Origin of the sequence: Mycobacterium sp. BK086, from assembly GCA_004362315.1 — a bacterium.
In the GTDB taxonomy this organism is placed as follows: Bacteria; Actinomycetota; Actinomycetes; order Mycobacteriales; family Mycobacteriaceae; genus Mycobacterium.
The window spans coordinates 1,033,416-1,050,124 of the sequence record SNWL01000004.1 but is presented as its reverse complement, the minus strand read 5'-3'; the positions used below and the strand labels follow the sequence as shown (position 1 = coordinate 1,050,124).

At 67.1% G+C, this 16,709-nt stretch carries 17 protein-coding genes and 1 tRNA gene; 11 read left to right on the top strand and 7 right to left on the bottom strand.

The features are described 5' to 3' along the window. The first annotated feature begins 3 nt into the window (after positions 1–3). The 6 genes from EV580_RS15805 to EV580_RS15780 all read left to right on the top strand — a co-directional run bounded on the left by EV580_RS15805 (position 4) and on the right by EV580_RS15780 (position 5,952). The gene (locus EV580_RS15805) at positions 4–777 is read left to right on the top strand and encodes a cyclase family protein (RefSeq protein WP_133692087.1); all 774 of its coding nucleotides are present in this window, start codon (positions 4–6) and stop codon (positions 775–777) included. Between the two features lie 61 nt (positions 778–838). Further along, the gene (locus EV580_RS15800; protein WP_133692086.1) at positions 839–1,816 is read left to right on the top strand and encodes an alpha/beta hydrolase; all 978 of its coding nucleotides are present in this window, start codon (positions 839–841) and stop codon (positions 1,814–1,816) included. 2 nt (positions 1,817–1,818) lie between these two features. Next, positions 1,819–2,637 (top strand): SDR family NAD(P)-dependent oxidoreductase, encoded by an 819-nt coding sequence (locus EV580_RS15795; protein ID WP_133692085.1) that lies wholly within the window; start codon positions 1,819–1,821, stop codon positions 2,635–2,637. Between the two features lie 8 nt (positions 2,638–2,645). Then, positions 2,646–3,566, top strand: coding sequence for a ferritin-like domain-containing protein (locus tag EV580_RS15790; protein ID WP_133692084.1), 921 nt, complete (start codon positions 2,646–2,648; stop codon positions 3,564–3,566). Positions 3,567–3,569: 3 nt separating this feature from the next. Beyond that, positions 3,570–5,072, top strand: a complete 1,503-nt coding sequence (locus EV580_RS15785; protein ID WP_133692083.1) for a flavin-containing monooxygenase — start codon at positions 3,570–3,572, stop codon at positions 5,070–5,072. 1 nt (position 5,073) lies between these two features. Further along, positions 5,074–5,952: a MerR family transcriptional regulator gene (locus tag EV580_RS15780; RefSeq protein ID WP_133692082.1), complete on the top strand. Its 879-nt coding sequence runs from the start codon at positions 5,074–5,076 to the stop codon at positions 5,950–5,952. Here EV580_RS15780 and EV580_RS15775 read toward each other — a convergent pair. From EV580_RS15775 to EV580_RS15755, 5 genes are read right to left on the bottom strand one after another with little or no spacing between them, the layout of a single operon-like run. Then, positions 5,949–6,227, bottom strand: coding sequence for a hypothetical protein (locus tag EV580_RS15775; protein ID WP_133692081.1), 279 nt, complete (start codon positions 6,225–6,227; stop codon positions 5,949–5,951). The genes EV580_RS15780 and EV580_RS15775 overlap by 4 nt on opposite strands. Before the next feature lie 9 nt (positions 6,228–6,236). Next, positions 6,237–7,019: a YqjF family protein gene (locus EV580_RS15770; RefSeq protein ID WP_133692264.1), complete on the bottom strand. Its 783-nt coding sequence runs from the start codon at positions 7,017–7,019 to the stop codon at positions 6,237–6,239. Further along, positions 6,977–8,320 (bottom strand): APC family permease, encoded by a 1,344-nt coding sequence (locus EV580_RS15765; RefSeq protein ID WP_133692080.1) that lies wholly within the window; start codon positions 8,318–8,320, stop codon positions 6,977–6,979. Before EV580_RS15765 ends, EV580_RS15770 begins: the two co-directional genes overlap by 43 nt. Continuing rightward, the gene (locus tag EV580_RS15760) at positions 8,317–9,948 is read right to left on the bottom strand and encodes an amidohydrolase (protein ID WP_133692079.1); all 1,632 of its coding nucleotides are present in this window, start codon (positions 9,946–9,948) and stop codon (positions 8,317–8,319) included. The genes EV580_RS15765 and EV580_RS15760 overlap by 4 nt, the downstream gene beginning before the upstream one ends. Then, positions 9,945–10,928 carry a nitrilase-related carbon-nitrogen hydrolase gene (locus EV580_RS15755; RefSeq protein WP_133692078.1) on the bottom strand — a complete coding sequence of 328 codons (984 nt, stop codon included), beginning with the start codon at positions 10,926–10,928 and terminating at the stop codon, positions 9,945–9,947. Before EV580_RS15755 ends, EV580_RS15760 begins: the two co-directional genes overlap by 4 nt. Before the next feature lie 90 nt (positions 10,929–11,018). Here EV580_RS15755 and EV580_RS15750 point away from each other — a divergent pair, with 90 nt between their 5' ends. Further along, positions 11,019–11,615, top strand: a complete 597-nt coding sequence (locus tag EV580_RS15750; RefSeq protein WP_133692077.1) for a TetR/AcrR family transcriptional regulator C-terminal domain-containing protein — start codon at positions 11,019–11,021, stop codon at positions 11,613–11,615. Here EV580_RS15750 and EV580_RS15745 read toward each other — a convergent pair. Continuing rightward, entirely contained in the window at positions 11,612–11,881 is a 270-nt protein-coding gene (locus EV580_RS15745; RefSeq protein WP_133692076.1) for a YdeI/OmpD-associated family protein, read from the bottom strand. The genes EV580_RS15750 and EV580_RS15745 overlap by 4 nt on opposite strands. Positions 11,882–12,010: 129 nt before the next feature. On the opposite strand from EV580_RS15745, the gene EV580_RS15740 reads away from it, so the two are divergent. From EV580_RS15740 to EV580_RS34260, 3 genes are read left to right on the top strand one after another with little or no spacing between them, the layout of a single operon-like run. Continuing rightward, positions 12,011–13,111: a GGDEF domain-containing protein gene (locus EV580_RS15740; protein WP_133692075.1), complete on the top strand. Its 1,101-nt coding sequence runs from the start codon at positions 12,011–12,013 to the stop codon at positions 13,109–13,111. Positions 13,112–13,153: 42 nt separating this feature from the next. Continuing rightward, positions 13,154–13,459 (top strand): hypothetical protein, encoded by a 306-nt coding sequence (locus tag EV580_RS15735; RefSeq protein ID WP_208114615.1) that lies wholly within the window; start codon positions 13,154–13,156, stop codon positions 13,457–13,459. A gap of 34 nt (positions 13,460–13,493) precedes the next feature. Further along, on the top strand, positions 13,494–14,786 hold the full coding sequence (locus EV580_RS34260; RefSeq protein ID WP_286171571.1) for a diguanylate cyclase domain-containing protein: 1,293 nt from the start codon (positions 13,494–13,496) through the stop codon (positions 14,784–14,786). 46 nt (positions 14,787–14,832) lie between these two features. On the opposite strand, the gene EV580_RS15725 is transcribed toward EV580_RS34260, so the two are convergent. Next, a tRNA-Leu gene (locus tag EV580_RS15725) sits at positions 14,833–14,915 on the bottom strand. Between the two features lie 225 nt (positions 14,916–15,140). Between EV580_RS15725 and EV580_RS15720 the strand changes: the two genes are divergently transcribed. Beyond that, a complete protein-coding gene (locus EV580_RS15720; protein WP_133692074.1) occupies positions 15,141–16,559 on the top strand; it encodes an FhaA domain-containing protein in 1,419 nt (472 codons plus the stop codon). Positions 16,560–16,709 lie beyond the last annotated feature (150 nt).

Genomic DNA, 16,709 nt, shown 5'->3' with positions numbered 1-16,709 from the left:
GCGATGAGAAGGTTCGTCGACATCTCCGTCCCGCTGCAGGCCGGCATCGCCTCAGACCCGCCCGGTCATCTGCCGGAGATCGACTACTACGACCACAAACAGACCGCCGCCGACGTGGTGTCGTTCTTCCCCGGCGCCACCGTGGACGACCTTCCGGACGGCGAAGGCTGGGCCATCGAGCGGGTGCGGATCACCACCCATAACGGAACGCATCTCGACGCCCCGTACCACTACGCGTCGACGATGGACGGCGGCAAGCGCGCGATCACCATCGACGAGGTTCCGCTGGAGTGGTGCCTGCAGCCCGCCGTCAAACTCGACTTCCGCCACTTTCCGGACGGTTACGTGGTGGCCGCGGCCGACGTCGAGGCCGAACTCGATCGCATCGGACATACGTTGTCCCCCTTGGAGATCGTGCTCGTCAACACCAGTGCGGGCGCGCGGTACGGGGAGCCCGACTACGTCGGGACCGGGTGCGGCATGGGCCGCGACGCGACGTTGTACCTGCTCGAGCGGGGTGTACGGCTCACCGGGACCGACGCCTGGAGCTGGGACGCGCCATTCTCGTACACCGCGCAGCGATACGCCGAGGACCACGACCCGTCGATCATCTGGGAAGGCCACCGCGCCGGCCGCACCATCGGCTACTCCCATATCGAGAAGCTGCACAATCTGGAGTCGTTGCCGCCCAACGGCTTTGAGGTGTCGTGCTTCCCGGTGAAGGTTCACGCCGCATCGGCGGGGTGGACCAGAGCCGTCGCGATCTTCGACGACTGATAATCGACATTGCCCAATAGTGACATTGACAAATGTCACTATTGGGCGTTGTATCCATCAAATGTTCAGCGGATCGATATCCGAGTGGCGAAGTCGAAGCGCGAACGTCGCGAGCAGCCTGACCCTGCGACAGCTCAGCGCCGTGCTGCCGCCCGACCAGGCGTGGGGTCTCTGGGCTTCGCGCCAGATCGTGGCTCGCATCATGGACACCTTCGGACCGACCTTGTCCGGGACCACGACCGTTCCGGTGGACACTCGGACGTCGGACGGGCGTCGGGTCGTCGGCGAATGGGTGTGCGGCCGAGGTGTCGCCCCGGACGTGACGGCTCGGCGGGGGATCTACTTCGTGCACGGCAGCGGATACGCGCTCTGCTCACCACGCACCCACCGCCGCCTTACCTCATGGTTGTCGCAGTTGACGGGTCTGCCCGTGTTCAGCATCGACTATCGGCTGGCACCGCGGCACCGGTTCCCGACCGCCGCGGACGATGTGCGCGCCGGCTGGGACTGGCTGACCGGCGACCGCGGGATGTCGCCCGAACACTTGGTGATCGCCGGCGACTCCGCGGGCGGCCATCTCGCGGTCGATCTGCTGCTGCAACCTGAGGTTTCGCATCCCGCCGCCCTCGTGCTGCTGTCACCGCTGCTTGACCTGACGTTCGGGCTCGCCCGAACGTGGGAGCGCACCGGCCGTGACCCCGCCATCCGCTCCCGGGACGCCGCACGGTTGGTCGAGTTGTACTGTGCCGGTGTCGATCCCGTGCACCCGAGACTAGCGCTCGACGTCGCCGGTGGGCGGCTGCTGCCGGCCACTCTGATCCATGCCGGTGGCGCGGAGATGCTCGCGGCCGACGCCGTCGCCCTCGCCGACGACCTGCGCCGTGCCGGCGGCGAATGCGATCTGCGCATCTGGCCCGACCAAGTGCACGTCTTCCAGGCCCTACCTCGCCTGACTCCCTCGGCCGCGCGGTCAATGCGTGAGATTACCGCGTTCATCACAAATGCGTTGTGCGACACCAGTGTCGGCCAGGTGGGTTAAGCATGGGCATTTTCGGTACAAAACGCAGTCACAACGCCGACGCCGTCATCACCGGTGCGGGCAGCGGTATCGGCGCCGCCTTCGCGACCGAGCTGGCCGCGCGGGGCGGGCGGGTGGTGTGCAGCGACATCGACGAGGGTGCCGCGCGCAAGACCGCCGGCGCGATCGGCGACCGCGCGCTGGCGGTCGCGTGTGATGTCACCCAGATCGACGACGTGTATCGCCTTGCCGAGCAGGCACAGTCGTGGTTCGGCGGCCCACCGACGCTGGTCGTCAACAACGCCGGTGTGGGTGCCGGCGGGAAGCCGATCGGCGACGTCGACCTCGCCGACTGGACGTGGGTACTCAACGTCAACCTGTGGGGACCGATCCACGGCTGCCACGTCTTCGCCCCGATCCTGCGCGACGCCGGCCGTCCGGCAGGGATCATCAACGTGGCCTCGGCCGCGGCGTTCGGCGCCGCACCCGGGATGGCCGCCTACAACGTCAGTAAGGCGGGCACCCTGTCGCTGTCGGAGACCCTTGCCGCCGAAATGTCCGGCACCGCGGTGAATGTCACGGTGCTGTGCCCCACCTTCGTCAAGACCAACATCCTCGAATCCGGCCGCATCCCGACCGAGACGACACACCGTGCCGAGCAGCTGATGCGGTGGACCGGATTCTCCGCCGACCGGGTCGCCCGCATGTGCCTGGACACCCTCGACCGCGGCGGTCTCTACTGCATGCCCCAGCCTGAAGCCCGAATCGGCTGGGGTATCAAACGTTTCACTCCGACGGTGTACACCCGCGCCGCCGGATTCGTCACCCGCGTCACCACCTAGGAGAATCGATGGCGATCGACATGGACGTCATGCTGGCCAAGATCAAGGACCGGCAGTGGGCGCTGGCCGACATCGACTGGAACGCGCCAGGTGCCGAACGCATCACCGACGAGCAACGCCCGAAGCTCAAGGCGTTCATGGCGGATCTGTGCTGGATCGAGAACATCGGCGCCCGCGGATTCGCCGCGCTGGCCAAGAAGGCACCCAACCCGACGATCGCCGAGATCTACCGCTATTTCCACGCCGAGGAACAGCGGCATGCCAATGCCGAACTCGCGCTGATGAAGCGCTGGGGCATGCTCGACGACGGCGAGATGCCCGAACCCAACGTCAACATCCGTCTGTCGATGGACTGGCTGGACACCTACGCCGACTCCATGTCGCTGTCGATCCTGGGCACCGTCATCCCGATGCTCGAGGTGGCGCTCGACGGTGCCCTGCTCAAGTTCCTGCTCGAGGAGGTCGACGACCCCGTCTGCCATCAGGTCTTCGAGAAGATCAACAACGACGAATCCCGGCACCTCGCCGTCGATTTCGAGGTGCTGAACATGATCGGACAGGCCGATCTGCGGCGGTTGGCGATCGAGTTCGTCGGCAGTGTCGCCACCCCCGGGCTGATCATCGGCGCGATCATGTACATTCCGCTGCTCAATCGGATCCGCAACGAGATCGTCGGGATGGGACTGGAGCCCGAGCGGCTCTACAACGCCGTCAAGCGGTTCCGCACCCTCGGCGAGCGCGGCGAGTACACACACCGCGTCCCGACCTATCAGATCCTCAAACTGCACGCCCGCATGGTGATCAAACCCAACAACCCCTACCACTGGGTCGCCAACCCGATGGTGTGGGCGTCCGACCGGATACCGCGCAGACTGCTCAGTCCGATTCCGAGCTGGTTCAAGGAACTGACCCACGAGCCGGCGGCCTGAAACATGGCCGCCGTCAAGCACATCCACGACACTCTCATCGTCGGCGCGGGCTTCACCGGACTGGGCACCGCCATCAAGCTCAGACAGGCCGGCGTCGACGACATCGTCATCGTCGAACGCAACGGCCGGGTCGGTGGCACCTGGCGGGACAACACCTACCCCGGGGTGGCCTGCGACATCCCGTCACTTCTGTACTCGTTCTCGTTCGTCAAGAACCCGAGCTGGTCGCGCGCCTACCCGTCGGGTGCCGAGATCTGCGGCCACATCGAGGATCTGACCGACCAGCACGGGCTGCGACCGCTGATCCGATTCGACACCGAGGTCACCGGGTTGAGCTTTGATGAGCAGGCCGGAGTTTGGACCGTGACGGCGAAGGGCCGCAAACAGATTCAGGCCCGTACCGTGATCCTGGCGTCCGGTCCGCTGGCCGACCACAAATTCCCCGACATCCGCGGTATCGACAGCTACCGCGGGCACAAGATCCACAGCGCGGCCTGGGATCACGACTACGATTTCGCCGGGAAACGGGTCGGGGTGATCGGAACCGGCGCCAGTGCGGTACAGATCGTTCCCGAACTGGTCAAGACCGCCGCGGCCGTCAAGGTTTTCCAGCGCACTCCCGGCTGGGTACTGCCCCGGCTGGACGTGTCGATGCCCGACGCCGTGCAGGAACTGTTCGCGAAAGTGCCTGCCGCCCAGGCATTTGCACGCCAGGCACTGTACTGGGGTCACGAGGCGAGCGCGGCGGCGCTGGTCTGGGACACCCCCGCCAGCCGGCTGGTCGCCCGGCTCGGAAAGGCGCATCTGCGACGCTCGGTGGCCGACCCGTGGCTGCGCCGCCAGCTCACCCCGGACTTCACCCCGGGCTGCAAACGCATGCTGGTCTCCAGTGACTACTACCCGGCGCTGCAGCGCGACAACTGCAAGCTGATCGACTGGCCCATCGCCACCCTGAGCCCGGTCGGCATCCGCACCAGTGATGGCATCGAGCATCACCTCGATGCCATTGTGTTCGCCACCGGATACGACGTGCACCTGTCGGGTCCGCCGTTCTCGATCACCGGGCTCGATGGCCGCTGCCTGCAACAGGAATGGGCCGAACATGCCGAGGCCTACAAGAGCTCCAGCGCACACGGCTACCCGAACCTGTTCTTCATGACCGGCCCGAATTCCGGGCCCGGCCACAATTCGCTGCTGGTCTACGTCGAGGGGCAGATCGACTACGCCGTCACCGGAGTCACCACGATCCTGCGCCAAAACCTGCGGTACCTCGACGTGCGTGCCGACGTGCAACGCCGCTACAACGACCGCATGCAGAGGCGCCTGACCAAGACCACGTGGATGTCGGGCTGCAACAGCTGGTATCTGACAGCCGACGGGTTCAACGCCTCGATGTATCCGGGCTTCGCGACACAGTATCTTCGACAGATGCGACAGTTCCGGTTCGAGGACTACGAGGCGGTGGCAGTGGATGCCGGGCCGCGTGTGGTCGTCTCGACGGCATGAGATGACGGGTCCGATCCCGAGCATTCTGCGGCGGCTGCGCCGCGGATCCCGCGACGTCGTGGAAGCAGCGGTGTCCCAGCTGTTCGACGCCGCTGTGCAGCCGCACGAGGTGGCGGCCTCGGGGGAGTACCGCATCGACGAGCTGGCCCGGCTCGCCGGGACCACGACTCGCAACATCCGCGTCTATCGCGACCGCGGGCTGCTGCACCCACCGCTGCGGGTCGGGCGGATCGCGCTGTTCAACGACACCCATCTGACCCGGCTGCGGATGATCACCTCCCTGCTGGACCGGGGCTACAACATCGCCCACGTCAACGAGATGCTGTCGGCCTGGGAGCAGGGCAAGAACGTCGGGGACATGCTGGGGCTGGAATCGGCGATCGCCGGAAGCTGGGCCACCGAGAAGCCCGAGCGGATGCCGGTCGCCGAGGCACGCAGACTCGTCGACGACGACGCCGGATTCGACCGGCTGGTCGGGCTCGGGGTGATCAAGCTCGAGGACGACGGACACGACGTGACTCTGGTGCGCCCCAAGCTGATCGAGGCGTTCAACGAGATCCGCCAGTACGGCGTGACCGTTGCAACGCTCATCGACATCTACGAGAAGACCACCCCGCTGGTCGACCAGATCAGTGGGATCCTGGTGCAGGCGGGTGTGGAGCACATCGGCGAACGGCTCAACCCGGGGTCGCCACTGCCGCCGGACACCGAAGTGGCCGAGATGATCACGATGCTGGTGCGCTTCCGCACTCAGGCGGTGTCCTCCGTCACGGCTTCCCTCGCGTTCTCGATCGAGTCGCGGGTCGAGTCGGTGGTGGCCAGCATTTTGGCGCAAGCCGTCGAGACAACCAGGGGCAACACCCCAGACGACCCGGCCTAGGGCCAGGGCCCGCCCACCGGCGGGCCGCCGCCGCGCGGCGACTGATTCTGCAGGATGCCCAGGCAGGTGCCCAGCGATTTGCCTGGGATACACGGGATTCCGCCGACGGTCGGCACACCGCTGTTGGCCACATAGCACTGACCGGTGATGGGGTCGGACAGATGCCCGATCGGGCAGGCGCCGGCGGGGGCGGCGACGACGACGGGCGCGGCCACGAAGAGCGCTCCGCACGCGGCAGCCAGCAGCGCCCGAGAGATCCCCACCCGTGAAACCATGCTGTGAGCTTACTGCGAGAGTCGTCCACCGGCGATCACGATCGGCCGTCCGAATCTGGTCCGCATGCCGGGGGAGTACAACGCCCGCAGCCGTTCACCCGCGGTGCGCACACCGCCTGCCGCCACCAGCTCGTCGTCGAGACCCAACAGATCCGCGGCCTGCAGCGGCCAGGGATCGTGCTCGTTGGGCACCCACCAGGTACGCCCGGCCTTGCGGGTGTGGGCGCCCCAGCGCGCGGTCAGCCAGATCTCCAACGGGGTCGCCACGACGGACTCACCGAGCCCGACCGTGACACGGCTACGCAATCCGCGCCGCGGCCAGCGCCGCACGCTGTCGTAGCGGATCACGTTCGCCGAGCGGGTCACCCGCATCCGCGCCCACGTGTAGGGCACCCCCATCGTCAGGCGGACGGCCGGCACCACCGCCAGGCGCGCGGTTTCCAGCGACCGGAACAGCACACCGTGCCGTCCCGCATCATCCACGGAGTACAGCCGCACGTTGGTTTCGGCGAAGGCGCCGAAATAGGGCACGGCGGGGCTCGCGCCCACCTTCGTGTAGCCCATCCGGAACGGGATCAGCCCGACGTAGGTCACGCCGTCGAACACATCCGGGCGGGTACCCGGCGGGTACAGGTGCGCCACGTCGTCGGGGCGAACCGGCCAGTGCAGGAACGTCAGGTCCAACCAGCTCTGGTCGAACCACACCGGGCCGTCCAGCGCAGGGGCGGCGACCGGATAGCCCTGCAGGCTCACTCGTAGTCCAGATCCAGCACCGGTGTGGGCCGGCTGAATCCCCGGGTGACGACCAGTAGCCACACGAATCCGATTGCCAGCCAGATCAATCCGATCGTCAACGCGGTGCCCGACAGGCTGGTCCACAACCAGGCGGTGAGCAGGAAGCCGATCACCGGCGCGATCAGGTTGAGCAGGATGTTTCGTTGCTTCATGTCGACGAAGTAGTGCTTGATGACCGACAGGTTCACCACCGAGAAGGCCACCAGCGCACCGAAACTGACGACCGACGCGAGAATCGCCAGATCGATCCAGATGGCGGCGAGCGAGATGACGCTGACCGTGAGGATGGCGTATACCGGTGTGCTGTATTTGGCGGACACGTGCCCGAACACCTTGCGGGGCAGGATGCCGTCGCGGCCCATCGCGTAGAGGATGCGGGCTACCGAGGCCTGGGAGGTCAGTGCCGAACCCAGCGCACCGGCCACGTAGGCCGCGGTGAAGAACGTGTTGACGAACGCCCCGCCCGTGGCCAGCATCACGTCGGTCGATCCGGTGTCCACGTCGGCGAACTTGTTGGACGGGAACACCAGCTGCGACGCGTAGGACAGCACGATGAAGATGATCCCCGAGACAATGGTCGCGATCATGATCGCCTGCGGCACTGTACGTTTGGCGTCGCGCGCCTCTTCGGACAGTGTGGAGACCGCGTCGAAGCCGAGGAAGGACAGACACAGGATGGCCGCGCCGGCCAGGATGGGGCTCATCCCGCCCGCGGTGCCGTCGCCGGTGAAGGGCGCCATCAGGTCGACGGTTCCGTAGCCGGTGGTCTTGGCGACTGCGAGGGCGACGAACACCACGATGAAGATCGCCTGGATGGCGATGATCAGGAAGTTGGCCCGCGCGACGGACACGATGCCGACGATGTTGAGCACCGTGACGATCGCTATCGAGACCAGGACGATGACCCACGCGGGGAGCGCGGGCAGCGCCGCGTTCAGGTAGAGCCCGATGACCAGATAGTTCAGCATCGGCAGGAACAGGTAGTCCAGCAGCAGCGACCACCCGGCGAGGAAGCCGACGGGTGCTCCGAAGGTGCGCTGTGTGTAGGTGTACGCCGATCCGGCAACCGGGATCGCCGCCGCCATCCGCGCGTAGGACAGCGCGGTGAACACCATGGTGATGAGCGTGACGATGTATGCCAATGGCAGTCGGCCACCGGAGGTTTCGGTGACGATGCCGTAGGTGGTGAACACGGTCAGCGGGACCATGTACACCAGCCCGAACAGCACCAGCGACGGCAGACCGAGCGCCCGTTTCAGGTGCCCCTCGTGGGGGCCGGTGATGTATTCAGCGGTCATGCTCGTACCTTTCCGTCGTCGGCCCGGTAGGCCTGCGCACCGCGCACGTAGGTGGCGCGGATGCCCACGCCGGGCAGATCCAGCGGCGGTGTGTTCCGCGGATCGTGGTCGAGCCACACCAGATCGGCGCTTGCTCCGGGAGTGATTACTCCCCAACTGTTTTCGGCGAACGCCTGGTAGGCGACGGCGTGGGTGTAGGCGGACAGTGCGCGCTCGATCGGCACGATCTCGTGTGGGGTCCACCCGCCGTCGGGCTGCCCCTCGGAGGTCCGGCGCGAGGTCGCGACCGCGATGCCGTCCAGGGGCGCGCCCGAGGACACCGGCCAGTCCGACCCGAACGCGAGCGCGGCGCCGGAGCGGTTGAGGGTTTGCATCTGGTACTGCCGGTCGGCGCGCTCGGCCCCGAGCCGGGGGATGGTCAGCACTGTCATGAGCGCATCCATCTGCGCCCACAGCGGTTGCATGTTGGGGATCACGTCGAGCGCGGCGAACCGACCGATGTCGGCCTCATCCACCAGCTGTACGTGGGCGATCACCGGCCTACGGTCACGACTCCCGTTGCGCTGCTGGGCATATGCGATCGCATCAAGCGCCTGGCGGACGGCGGCGTCACCGATGGCATGGATGTGGATCTGCAGCCCGAGCTCGTCGACACGACGGACCGCCTCGGCCAGTGAATCGCCTTCCCAGTTCGTCATGCCGTGGCTGTGCAGCCCGGAACAATAGGGCGCCAGCAGTGCCCCGGTCTCGTTCTCGACGACGCCGTCGGCGAAGAACTTCACCGTCTGCGCGGTGAGCAGGGGCGATCCCACGTCCTCGACTGCGCTGCGGGATGCGGCGAATTGTTCTATCTGCGAATCGAAATGGCGTGGATCGGCGTACAGCGCCAGATTGAACCGCATGCGCAGGGCGCCCTGACGAGCCGCCGCGATGTACGTGGCGACGTCGCCGGGCTCGACCCACGCATCCTGGACCCAGGTGACCCCGCGAGCCAGGTAGTAGTCAGCCGCCGTCCCGAGGGCGGCGATGCGCTGCCCCTCATCACGAGGGGGCATCACCGCCATCACCAAATCCGTTGCGCCCCATTCCCGCAATGTGCCCAACACGGACCCGTCGGCGCGGTGCGGGATCTCCCCGAGCACCGGATCGGGGGTCTCGGCGGTGATACCCGCGCGCTCGATGGCCGCGGTGTTGCACCAGATCGTGTGGTAATCCCAGGCCCGCAGCACCACGGGCCGATCCGGTACCGCGGCGTCCAGCCAACGGGCGTCGAACAGGCCGCCTTCAGCAAGACTGCCGTCGTAGGATGCGCCGACGATCCATTCCTCGTCGGCATGCTCCTCGGCGTAAACCTTGACCGCGGTGACGATTTCGTCGATCGTGCCGCAGCCCCGGACCGCGGGCCCAACGGCTTCGAGACCGCCGTACAGCGGGTGGGCGTGGCCGTCACCGAAGGAGGGCATCAGGAATCCGCCGTCGAGATCGACGTGTTCACAGTCGATTTCACCGGCGAGTTCGCGGGCTTGCGCACCTACAGCGCGGACCACCCCGTCGGTCACCAGAACCGCGTCCACGTCGCTGCCGGTCCCGGTCCACACCACCCCACCGGAGAACAGCGTCGAACTCACTTGACCACCGCCGTCGCCGCATGGCCTGCGCCGTAGGGCTCACTGGTGACGACCGGACGTGTCAGGCTCGCGTAGGTGTCGGGGCGGCGGGTGAGCAGGAACGGGAACAGCTCCAGCCAGTCCCGGCGCTGGTCGAGGTCGAGATCGGTGACCAGCACTGCCTCCTCGTCGCGGGGCGCCTGCACCAGGACGCGGCCGTAGGGGTCGGAGATGAACGAGGAACCGTAGAACGTCACCGCGCCCTCGTCGCCAACTCGGTTGGGCACCACCATGAACAGGCCGCTGTTGATGCCGTTGGCGACGATCACCTGTTGCCACAGCGGGCGAGTGTCGAAGTCGGGGAAGACCGGTTCGGACCCGATGGCGGTGGGGTAGACGACGACCTCCGCGCCCGCGAGGGAGTAATTGCGCGCGACTTCGGGGAACCACTCGTCCCAGCAGGTCGGCATGCCGAGACGGACGTCGAGACCGTCGGGGGCATAGACGGGGTACGGATCGGTGTCCGGCCCGGGCCGGAAGTAGGTGTCCTCGTAGTAACCCGCCGAGATCGGGATGTGCAGCTTGCGGGTTCGGCCCACCAGCTCGCCGCCGGGGGAGACCAGGATCGCCGTGTTGTAGCCCAGGCCGTCGGACTCGTCGGGTGTCTTCTCGTAGAGCGAGGCGTGCACGAAGATCCCGTTGTCCCGCGCGGCGCCGGCCGCCAGATCAAAGGTGGGGCCGTTCTCCAGATCCTCGGCCAGGGCGGCGGGATGAGCGCCCGCCGGGGTGTCGGCGGGGTAGCGCAGCAGGGTGATCTCGGGCAGGAACACCACCGACGCGCCCTCGCCGGCCGCGCTGTCGATCCCGGCCCGCACCGTGGCGACGAGTTCGTCGCGGTCGGGGCGCCACCGGTGCTGGACCAGTCCCACCCGCAGTGGCGGGCGATCCGACGGGCCCGAGCGAGACAGCGGCTCGGGCGCGGGCGCGGTGAGGGTGATCATCGAACTCCTAAAACGAATCTGTTTCGTTTTAGTGTGAACTGGCTCATACTTCTTCGCAAGAGGAGAGAGGGCCGAGAAAAGGGGATCGCGATGGGCCGGCCGCCTACACCGCTGCTGTCCACCGACCGGATCGCGTCTGCGGCCATGGACCTGGTCAGTGCCACCGGCGGTTTCACGATGCCGGATCTGGCGAAGAAATTGCAGGTCAGCCCGTCTTCGCTATACAACCACGTGACTGGGCGCGATCAGATCGTCGAGCTGCTGCGCGAGCGGGCGATGTCAGAAGTCGAGCTGCCCGACGACGAACCCGACCGCCCGTGGACCGATGTGGTCGCCGACATCCTGCGGTCCTACCGGCGCAGCTACGCCCGCTATCCCCGGCTGATCCCGCTGCTGACCGCCTACGCCGTCAACAGCAGTCATGCCATCCGGATGTACAACGTGCTGGCCGTGACGCTCCGCCGCGCCGGTTTCGATCCGGCCGACACCTTGCGGGCGATCACCCTGATGGACTGTTTCGTGCTGGGGTCGGCATTGGATCTGGCCGCGCCGGAGGAGCCGTGGGAGTCGGGCGCCGAAGTGGGACAAGAGCTTTCGGCGGCGCTGGCGACCGGCGGACCCAAGCCTAGACGCGCCGACGACCATTTCGAGTTCGGGCTGGCGGTGCTGCTGCGCGGCCTCAGCTAGGCCTTGCCGGTGCGCTCCCGGTGCTTGCATCCCGGCCAGCAGCACGGCCGACGCATGCCTTCCTCGAGTTCTTCCTGCGTACGGCGGATGCGGCGCTCGCGGGTCTTGTCCTGCTTGGCGTCCTCGACCCAGCAGATGAACTCGTTGCGGGCCAGGGGAGTGATGTCGCGCCAGGCCGCAAGTGCGGTGTCGTTGCCGAGCAGTGCCGTGCGCAGATCGGCGGGAAGCGTGTGCACCACCCCACCGGGAACCGATTGCGTGCTCATTTAGCCAGGTTAACCAAGCTTGTGCGCCGTGCCGCACTCCGATGCCCAATTTTCCGCCGACGTTGATGTTTCGCCTCGCTACCGATTTGCTCCCGCTACCGTGAACCGGGTGCGGGGAGGGACGGCACAGTGAGCGCGGAACGGGCGTCCGGGCTGGGCAACCAGGCCGGGGGACCGTTCGCGCGATGGTGGGGTCTGCCCGACCAGTTCGACTGGCTTTCCGGGTATCTGCGGGCACGGGGACTGGCGTGGCCCACCAAGATTCTGATGGCCCTGATCTCGGCGGCCTTGATCTTCATGGGTGCCGCGACGCCGACGATGCGCAACGTGCCACCGGTGTGGGCATGGACCTTCGGCATGGCGGCGGTGCTCACCGGCATCACCTACAGCACGCTGTGGCTGCGGGGCTGGCCGACTCGCGCGCGATCGTTGCGAATGGCCTTCCTCGGCAGCACCCTGATCGCCGTGGGCTGCGTGATGCAGACCTACCCGATGGTCGCGCTGATGGGCTGCACCGGTCTGGCCGTCGTCGGCGGCTACGCCGCGTTCTTCCACAACTCGAAGGCGATCACGTTCATCGTCGTTCTCGGGATCGCAGTCGGCGCGCTATGCGCAACCCGGGTAGTCCCGATCTACGGCTGGGCGGTGGCCGGTGCGGGTTGGTGGTTGGTGGTCGAGCTCAATGTCGCTGTCCCGCTGGCGATTCAAGCGGTGATGCGCACGATGGGCGCCGATGTCGTGCGCTCGGATCAGGACCCGCTCACCGGCGTGCTGAACCGACGCGCCTTTTACGAGCGGGCCACCACGCTGCTCACCTCGCCCGGCGAGGATCTGCACCTGGTAGTCGTGATGATCGATCTGGACGAGTTCAAGAAACTCAACGACGCCTATGGTCACCTCGCCGGCGACCAGGCGCTGACCGCGGTCGGCTGGGTGTTGCGCGAGACCAGCACCACCTCGGCCATCATCGGACGGTTCGGCGGCGAGGAGTTCATCGTGATCGACGCGGTGCCCGCCGAGGTCGCCGAACAGCTGCCGGCGCAACTGTGTGCAGCCATCGCCGCGCTGCCTCAGCCGGTGACCGCCAGCGTCGGAGCAGCCATCGTGCGCTGGGACGGCAGTTCCGCAATGGACGATTTGATCCAGTCGGCCGACGCCGCCATGTACGCGGCCAAGCGCGCCGGCGGCAACCAGACGCGGATCTGCCGGCCCGCCCGCGTCGAACGCTGATCTTGGGATCGGTAGTCGAGGATGACGACTGGACTTGGGCGCATGACAAAGATTTCGCGGCTCACAGGCTCGGCGGTGCTGGCCGGCGCGCTCACACTGGCCGGGTGGACGCTGGGTGCCGGCGCGGCACAGGCCGAAGGCCCCAGCTACCAGGGCGGCAACTGCCCACAGGGACTGACCTGCACACACTGGTGTCCCGGTGATCCCGCCATTCCCGGAAGCCAGGTCCTGAGCTGGGACTGGAACGTCTGCCACGACTGGTTCTGGAACTCGTACGGCATCGTCGATGTGAACAGCAGCACGCTCTACCCCTGGCGCGGCGCGCCGCTGCAGGTGGTGCTGCGCTGACACAGCGCGGTCGTGCTTGCCTTATCGTCAACCTGTGGCTGGTTCGGGGACACGGCGGCTCTCCCTGCGGACGCTGATTTTTTGTTGCGTCGGGATCATCGCCCTGGTTTTCGTCGTCACGATGGGCGCCTCGATCGCGGGCCGGGTTTCCGTCGCGAACGCCGTCCACACCCTCGGCGATCGACTCATTCCCATCCGGTCCCAGACCTCGGAGTTGAGTCGCGCCTATGTCGACCAAGAGACCGGGCAACGCGCATACATGTTGACCGGCAACCCGATTGCCCTCGAACTGTATGAAGCCGGCGTCGCCACCGCCAATCGCCTTGCACCCGAACTACATCGGGAGCTTGCCGGGATGACCTACGCCGACGAGCTCCTCACTCTCTACGAGCAGGAGCTGACCGCCGCCGCGACCTGGAACGGACAGGCGGCGGCGCCCCAGATCGCCGCGCTCCGCACCGGGCCGGTTCCGCGCGCCCAGCTCGACCAGATGGTGCTCGAGGGCAAGCTTCTGTTCGACAAACTGCGAGAACGGTTCCGCGCGCTCAATGCTCAGATCGACACGCTGATCGCCCAGGAGATCGAACACATCCGCTCGGTGCTGCGCCAGGCGAACATCAGCCAATACGTCGCGCTTGCGCTCTTGGTCGCCAGCGTCATCGGCTGCATCGCGACGGTGCGGCGGATGCTCACCCAACCGGTATCCCAGTTGGTGAGCACTGTCCGCGCGGTGGCTGACGGCGACTACGACCAACCCATCGGCCGCGGCGGGCCCCGCGAGATCGCCGAGATTTCGGCGGCCGTCGACGATATGCGTAACCGGCTGCGGGAACTGGCCCGGTTCGACAGCGTCACCGGCCTGGTCAACCGTGCCGAAACGATGGCCCGCTTGGACGCCGCGCTGAAGTGCCGTCGCTCCCCCGGGGCACTGGTTGGCCTGTTGTATTGCGATATCGATCACTTCAAACAGATCAACGACACCTGGGGCCATGCCGTCGGCGACGCCGTGCTGTCGACGATCGCCACCCGGATGCGCGAGTGCGTCCACCTGGACGACACGGTCGGCCGCATCGGCGGTGACGAGCTGCTCATCCTGTTGACGAACGTCGGCAGCGCAGAAGAGGTGGTGGAGATCGGCGAACGGATCCGCGCGCTGGCCGCCGAACCGATCCATCAGTTCGGTCTGACGATCCAGACGACGCTGAGCATCGGCGCCGCCTCGTCGCCCGATCCTGACGAGGATGCCGCCGCGGTCACGGCCCGGGCCGATGCCGCCATGTACCGCGCGAAGCAAGCCGGCCGGAACACCGTCGCCATCGACGCGTAGGCACAACGAAAAACCCCGGCCAGAAGCCGGGGTTTTTCTCCAATTGTGGGCGAAGGGGGACTTGAACCCCCACGTCCCGAAGGACACTGGCACCTGAAGCCAGCGCGTCTGCCATTCCGCCACTCGCCCAAAATGACCGGGGGAGCGTATCACGCTTGAGGGGGTGCACCTCAACTCGCGCCCACGGCTCCAGCCAGCCTACCGACGGCCGTCACACCCCGGCCCCCAAGGCCCTGACCAGGTGTAACGGGATTCTCAGAATTCTCATGGTGACGGGGCGTCGACCTGGGCCGATACCATCAGGGGAAGGCATGCGCCGCCGCGACACGCGGCGGTCTCGAGGTAGGCGGTGAGATGAGTAACCAGAGAGGTCTGGTTCAACGCATCGAGCGCAGACTCGAAAACACCGTCGGTGATGCCTTCGCCCGAGTATTCGGCGGATCAATTGCGCCAGCCGAGGTAGAAGCGGCGCTGCGGCGGGAAGCCTCCGCTGGTGTGCAGGAACTCTCGGGCGAACGCTTTTTGGCCCCCAATGAATACGTCATTACTCTCAGTGCATCCGACTTCGAGAAGGTCAGCGCCGATCGCGATCTCACCACGGACACTTTTGCCAAACACTTGGGCGGATACATCCGAGATCAGGGGTGGCAAACGTATGGTGATGTGGTTGTCAGGTTCGAGCAGTCGCCGGGCCTGCATACCGGCCAATACCGTGCGCGCGGCGTCGTCAATCCTGACGCCGACCCCCACCCGTCCAAAGCTAGTACCGCCCCACCACAATCGAACAAGGCGTACACCGCAGAACCAGGAGTACCAGCGATGAGCGACAACCCCACCTACCGCGGCGACCAGGGTCAGGGGCGGCCCGGCGACGACTATTACGACGACCGGTACCCGCGCCCCGACGAGCAGCGCCCCGCCGCCCCCGAGCAGCGCGGCCCGTACCCGCCCGAGCAGGGCGGCTACGCACCTCAGGGTGAGCAGGGCTACGGCCAGCGTCAGGGTTACCCCGACCAGGGGGGCTACGCCTACGGCGCCGGCTACGAACAGCGCCCGCCTGCCGACCGCGGATACGGCCAACCTCCCGGCGGCCAGGGTCAGGGCTATGACCAGGGTTACCGCCAGGGCCCGCCCCCCGGGTACGGCGGTCAGTCCTACGGCCCGCCGCAGGGCGGCGGGTACGGGCAGCAGGCTCCGCCCGCCAGTGACTACGACTACGGCCGCGGACCGGGCCGGCACGAGGACGCCGGTTACGGCCGTCCCGAGCCTCGCCCGGCCTACCCCGACCAGGGCGGCTACCCCGAGCAGGGCGGCTACGGCGGCGGCTACGGCCGTCAGGAATACGGCCAGCCGGACTACGGCCGCGGCTACGAGCAGGGCGGCTACGCCGAGCCCGCCGGGCGCGACTACGACTACGGCCAGCCCGCCGGCGGTGGCTACGGCGGTTACGCCCAGCCGCCCGCCCAGGGCGACTACCCCTCCACCGGGCACGCCGTCACCCTGCAGCTCGACGACGGCAGCGGACGCACCTACCAGCTGCGGGAGGGCGCCAACGTCATCGGCCGCGGGCAGGACGCCCAGTTCCGGCTGCCCGACACCGGAGTCTCCCGCCGGCATCTGGAAATCCGGTGGGACGGCCAGGTCGCGCTGCTGTCCGATCTGAATTCGACCAACGGAACCACGGTGAACAACGCACCCGTACAGGAGTGGCAGCTTGCCGATGGGGACGTCATCCGGCTCGGTCATTCCGAGATCATCGTCCGCGTTCACTGAGGTCGCCGGGGGCCGCAGCTTGGTTGACGCGGGAGTGGCTTCACCCGCGCACCCACCGGCGTCCAAGTATCGTGACGGTGCCGAAGTCGGCCCGGTGCCTGCTGGTATCGCGGGAACGGCAAGCGGGGCACGAGGACGGAGAGGACGCCG

Coding starts and splice junctions, on each gene's coding strand:
- EV580_RS15805 (WP_133692087.1), top strand. CDS start 4: ATGAGAAGGTTCGTCGACATCTCCGTCCCGCTGCAGGCCGGCATCGCC.
- EV580_RS15800 (WP_133692086.1), top strand. CDS start 839: ATGTTCAGCGGATCGATATCCGAGTGGCGAAGTCGAAGCGCGAACGTC.
- EV580_RS15795 (WP_133692085.1), top strand. CDS start 1,819: ATGGGCATTTTCGGTACAAAACGCAGTCACAACGCCGACGCCGTCATC.
- EV580_RS15790 (WP_133692084.1), top strand. CDS start 2,646: ATGGCGATCGACATGGACGTCATGCTGGCCAAGATCAAGGACCGGCAG.
- EV580_RS15785 (WP_133692083.1), top strand. CDS start 3,570: ATGGCCGCCGTCAAGCACATCCACGACACTCTCATCGTCGGCGCGGGC.
- EV580_RS15780 (WP_133692082.1), top strand. CDS start 5,074: ATGACGGGTCCGATCCCGAGCATTCTGCGGCGGCTGCGCCGCGGATCC.
- EV580_RS15775 (WP_133692081.1), bottom strand. CDS start 6,227: ATGGTTTCACGGGTGGGGATCTCTCGGGCGCTGCTGGCTGCCGCGTGC.
- EV580_RS15765 (WP_133692080.1), bottom strand. CDS start 8,320: ATGACCGCTGAATACATCACCGGCCCCCACGAGGGGCACCTGAAACGG.
- EV580_RS15755 (WP_133692078.1), bottom strand. CDS start 10,928: ATGATCACCCTCACCGCGCCCGCGCCCGAGCCGCTGTCTCGCTCGGGC.
- EV580_RS15750 (WP_133692077.1), top strand. CDS start 11,019: ATGGGCCGGCCGCCTACACCGCTGCTGTCCACCGACCGGATCGCGTCT.
- EV580_RS15745 (WP_133692076.1), bottom strand. CDS start 11,881: ATGAGCACGCAATCGGTTCCCGGTGGGGTGGTGCACACGCTTCCCGCC.
- EV580_RS15735 (WP_208114615.1), top strand. CDS start 13,154: ATGACAAAGATTTCGCGGCTCACAGGCTCGGCGGTGCTGGCCGGCGCG.
- EV580_RS15720 (WP_133692074.1), top strand. CDS start 15,141: ATGAGTAACCAGAGAGGTCTGGTTCAACGCATCGAGCGCAGACTCGAA.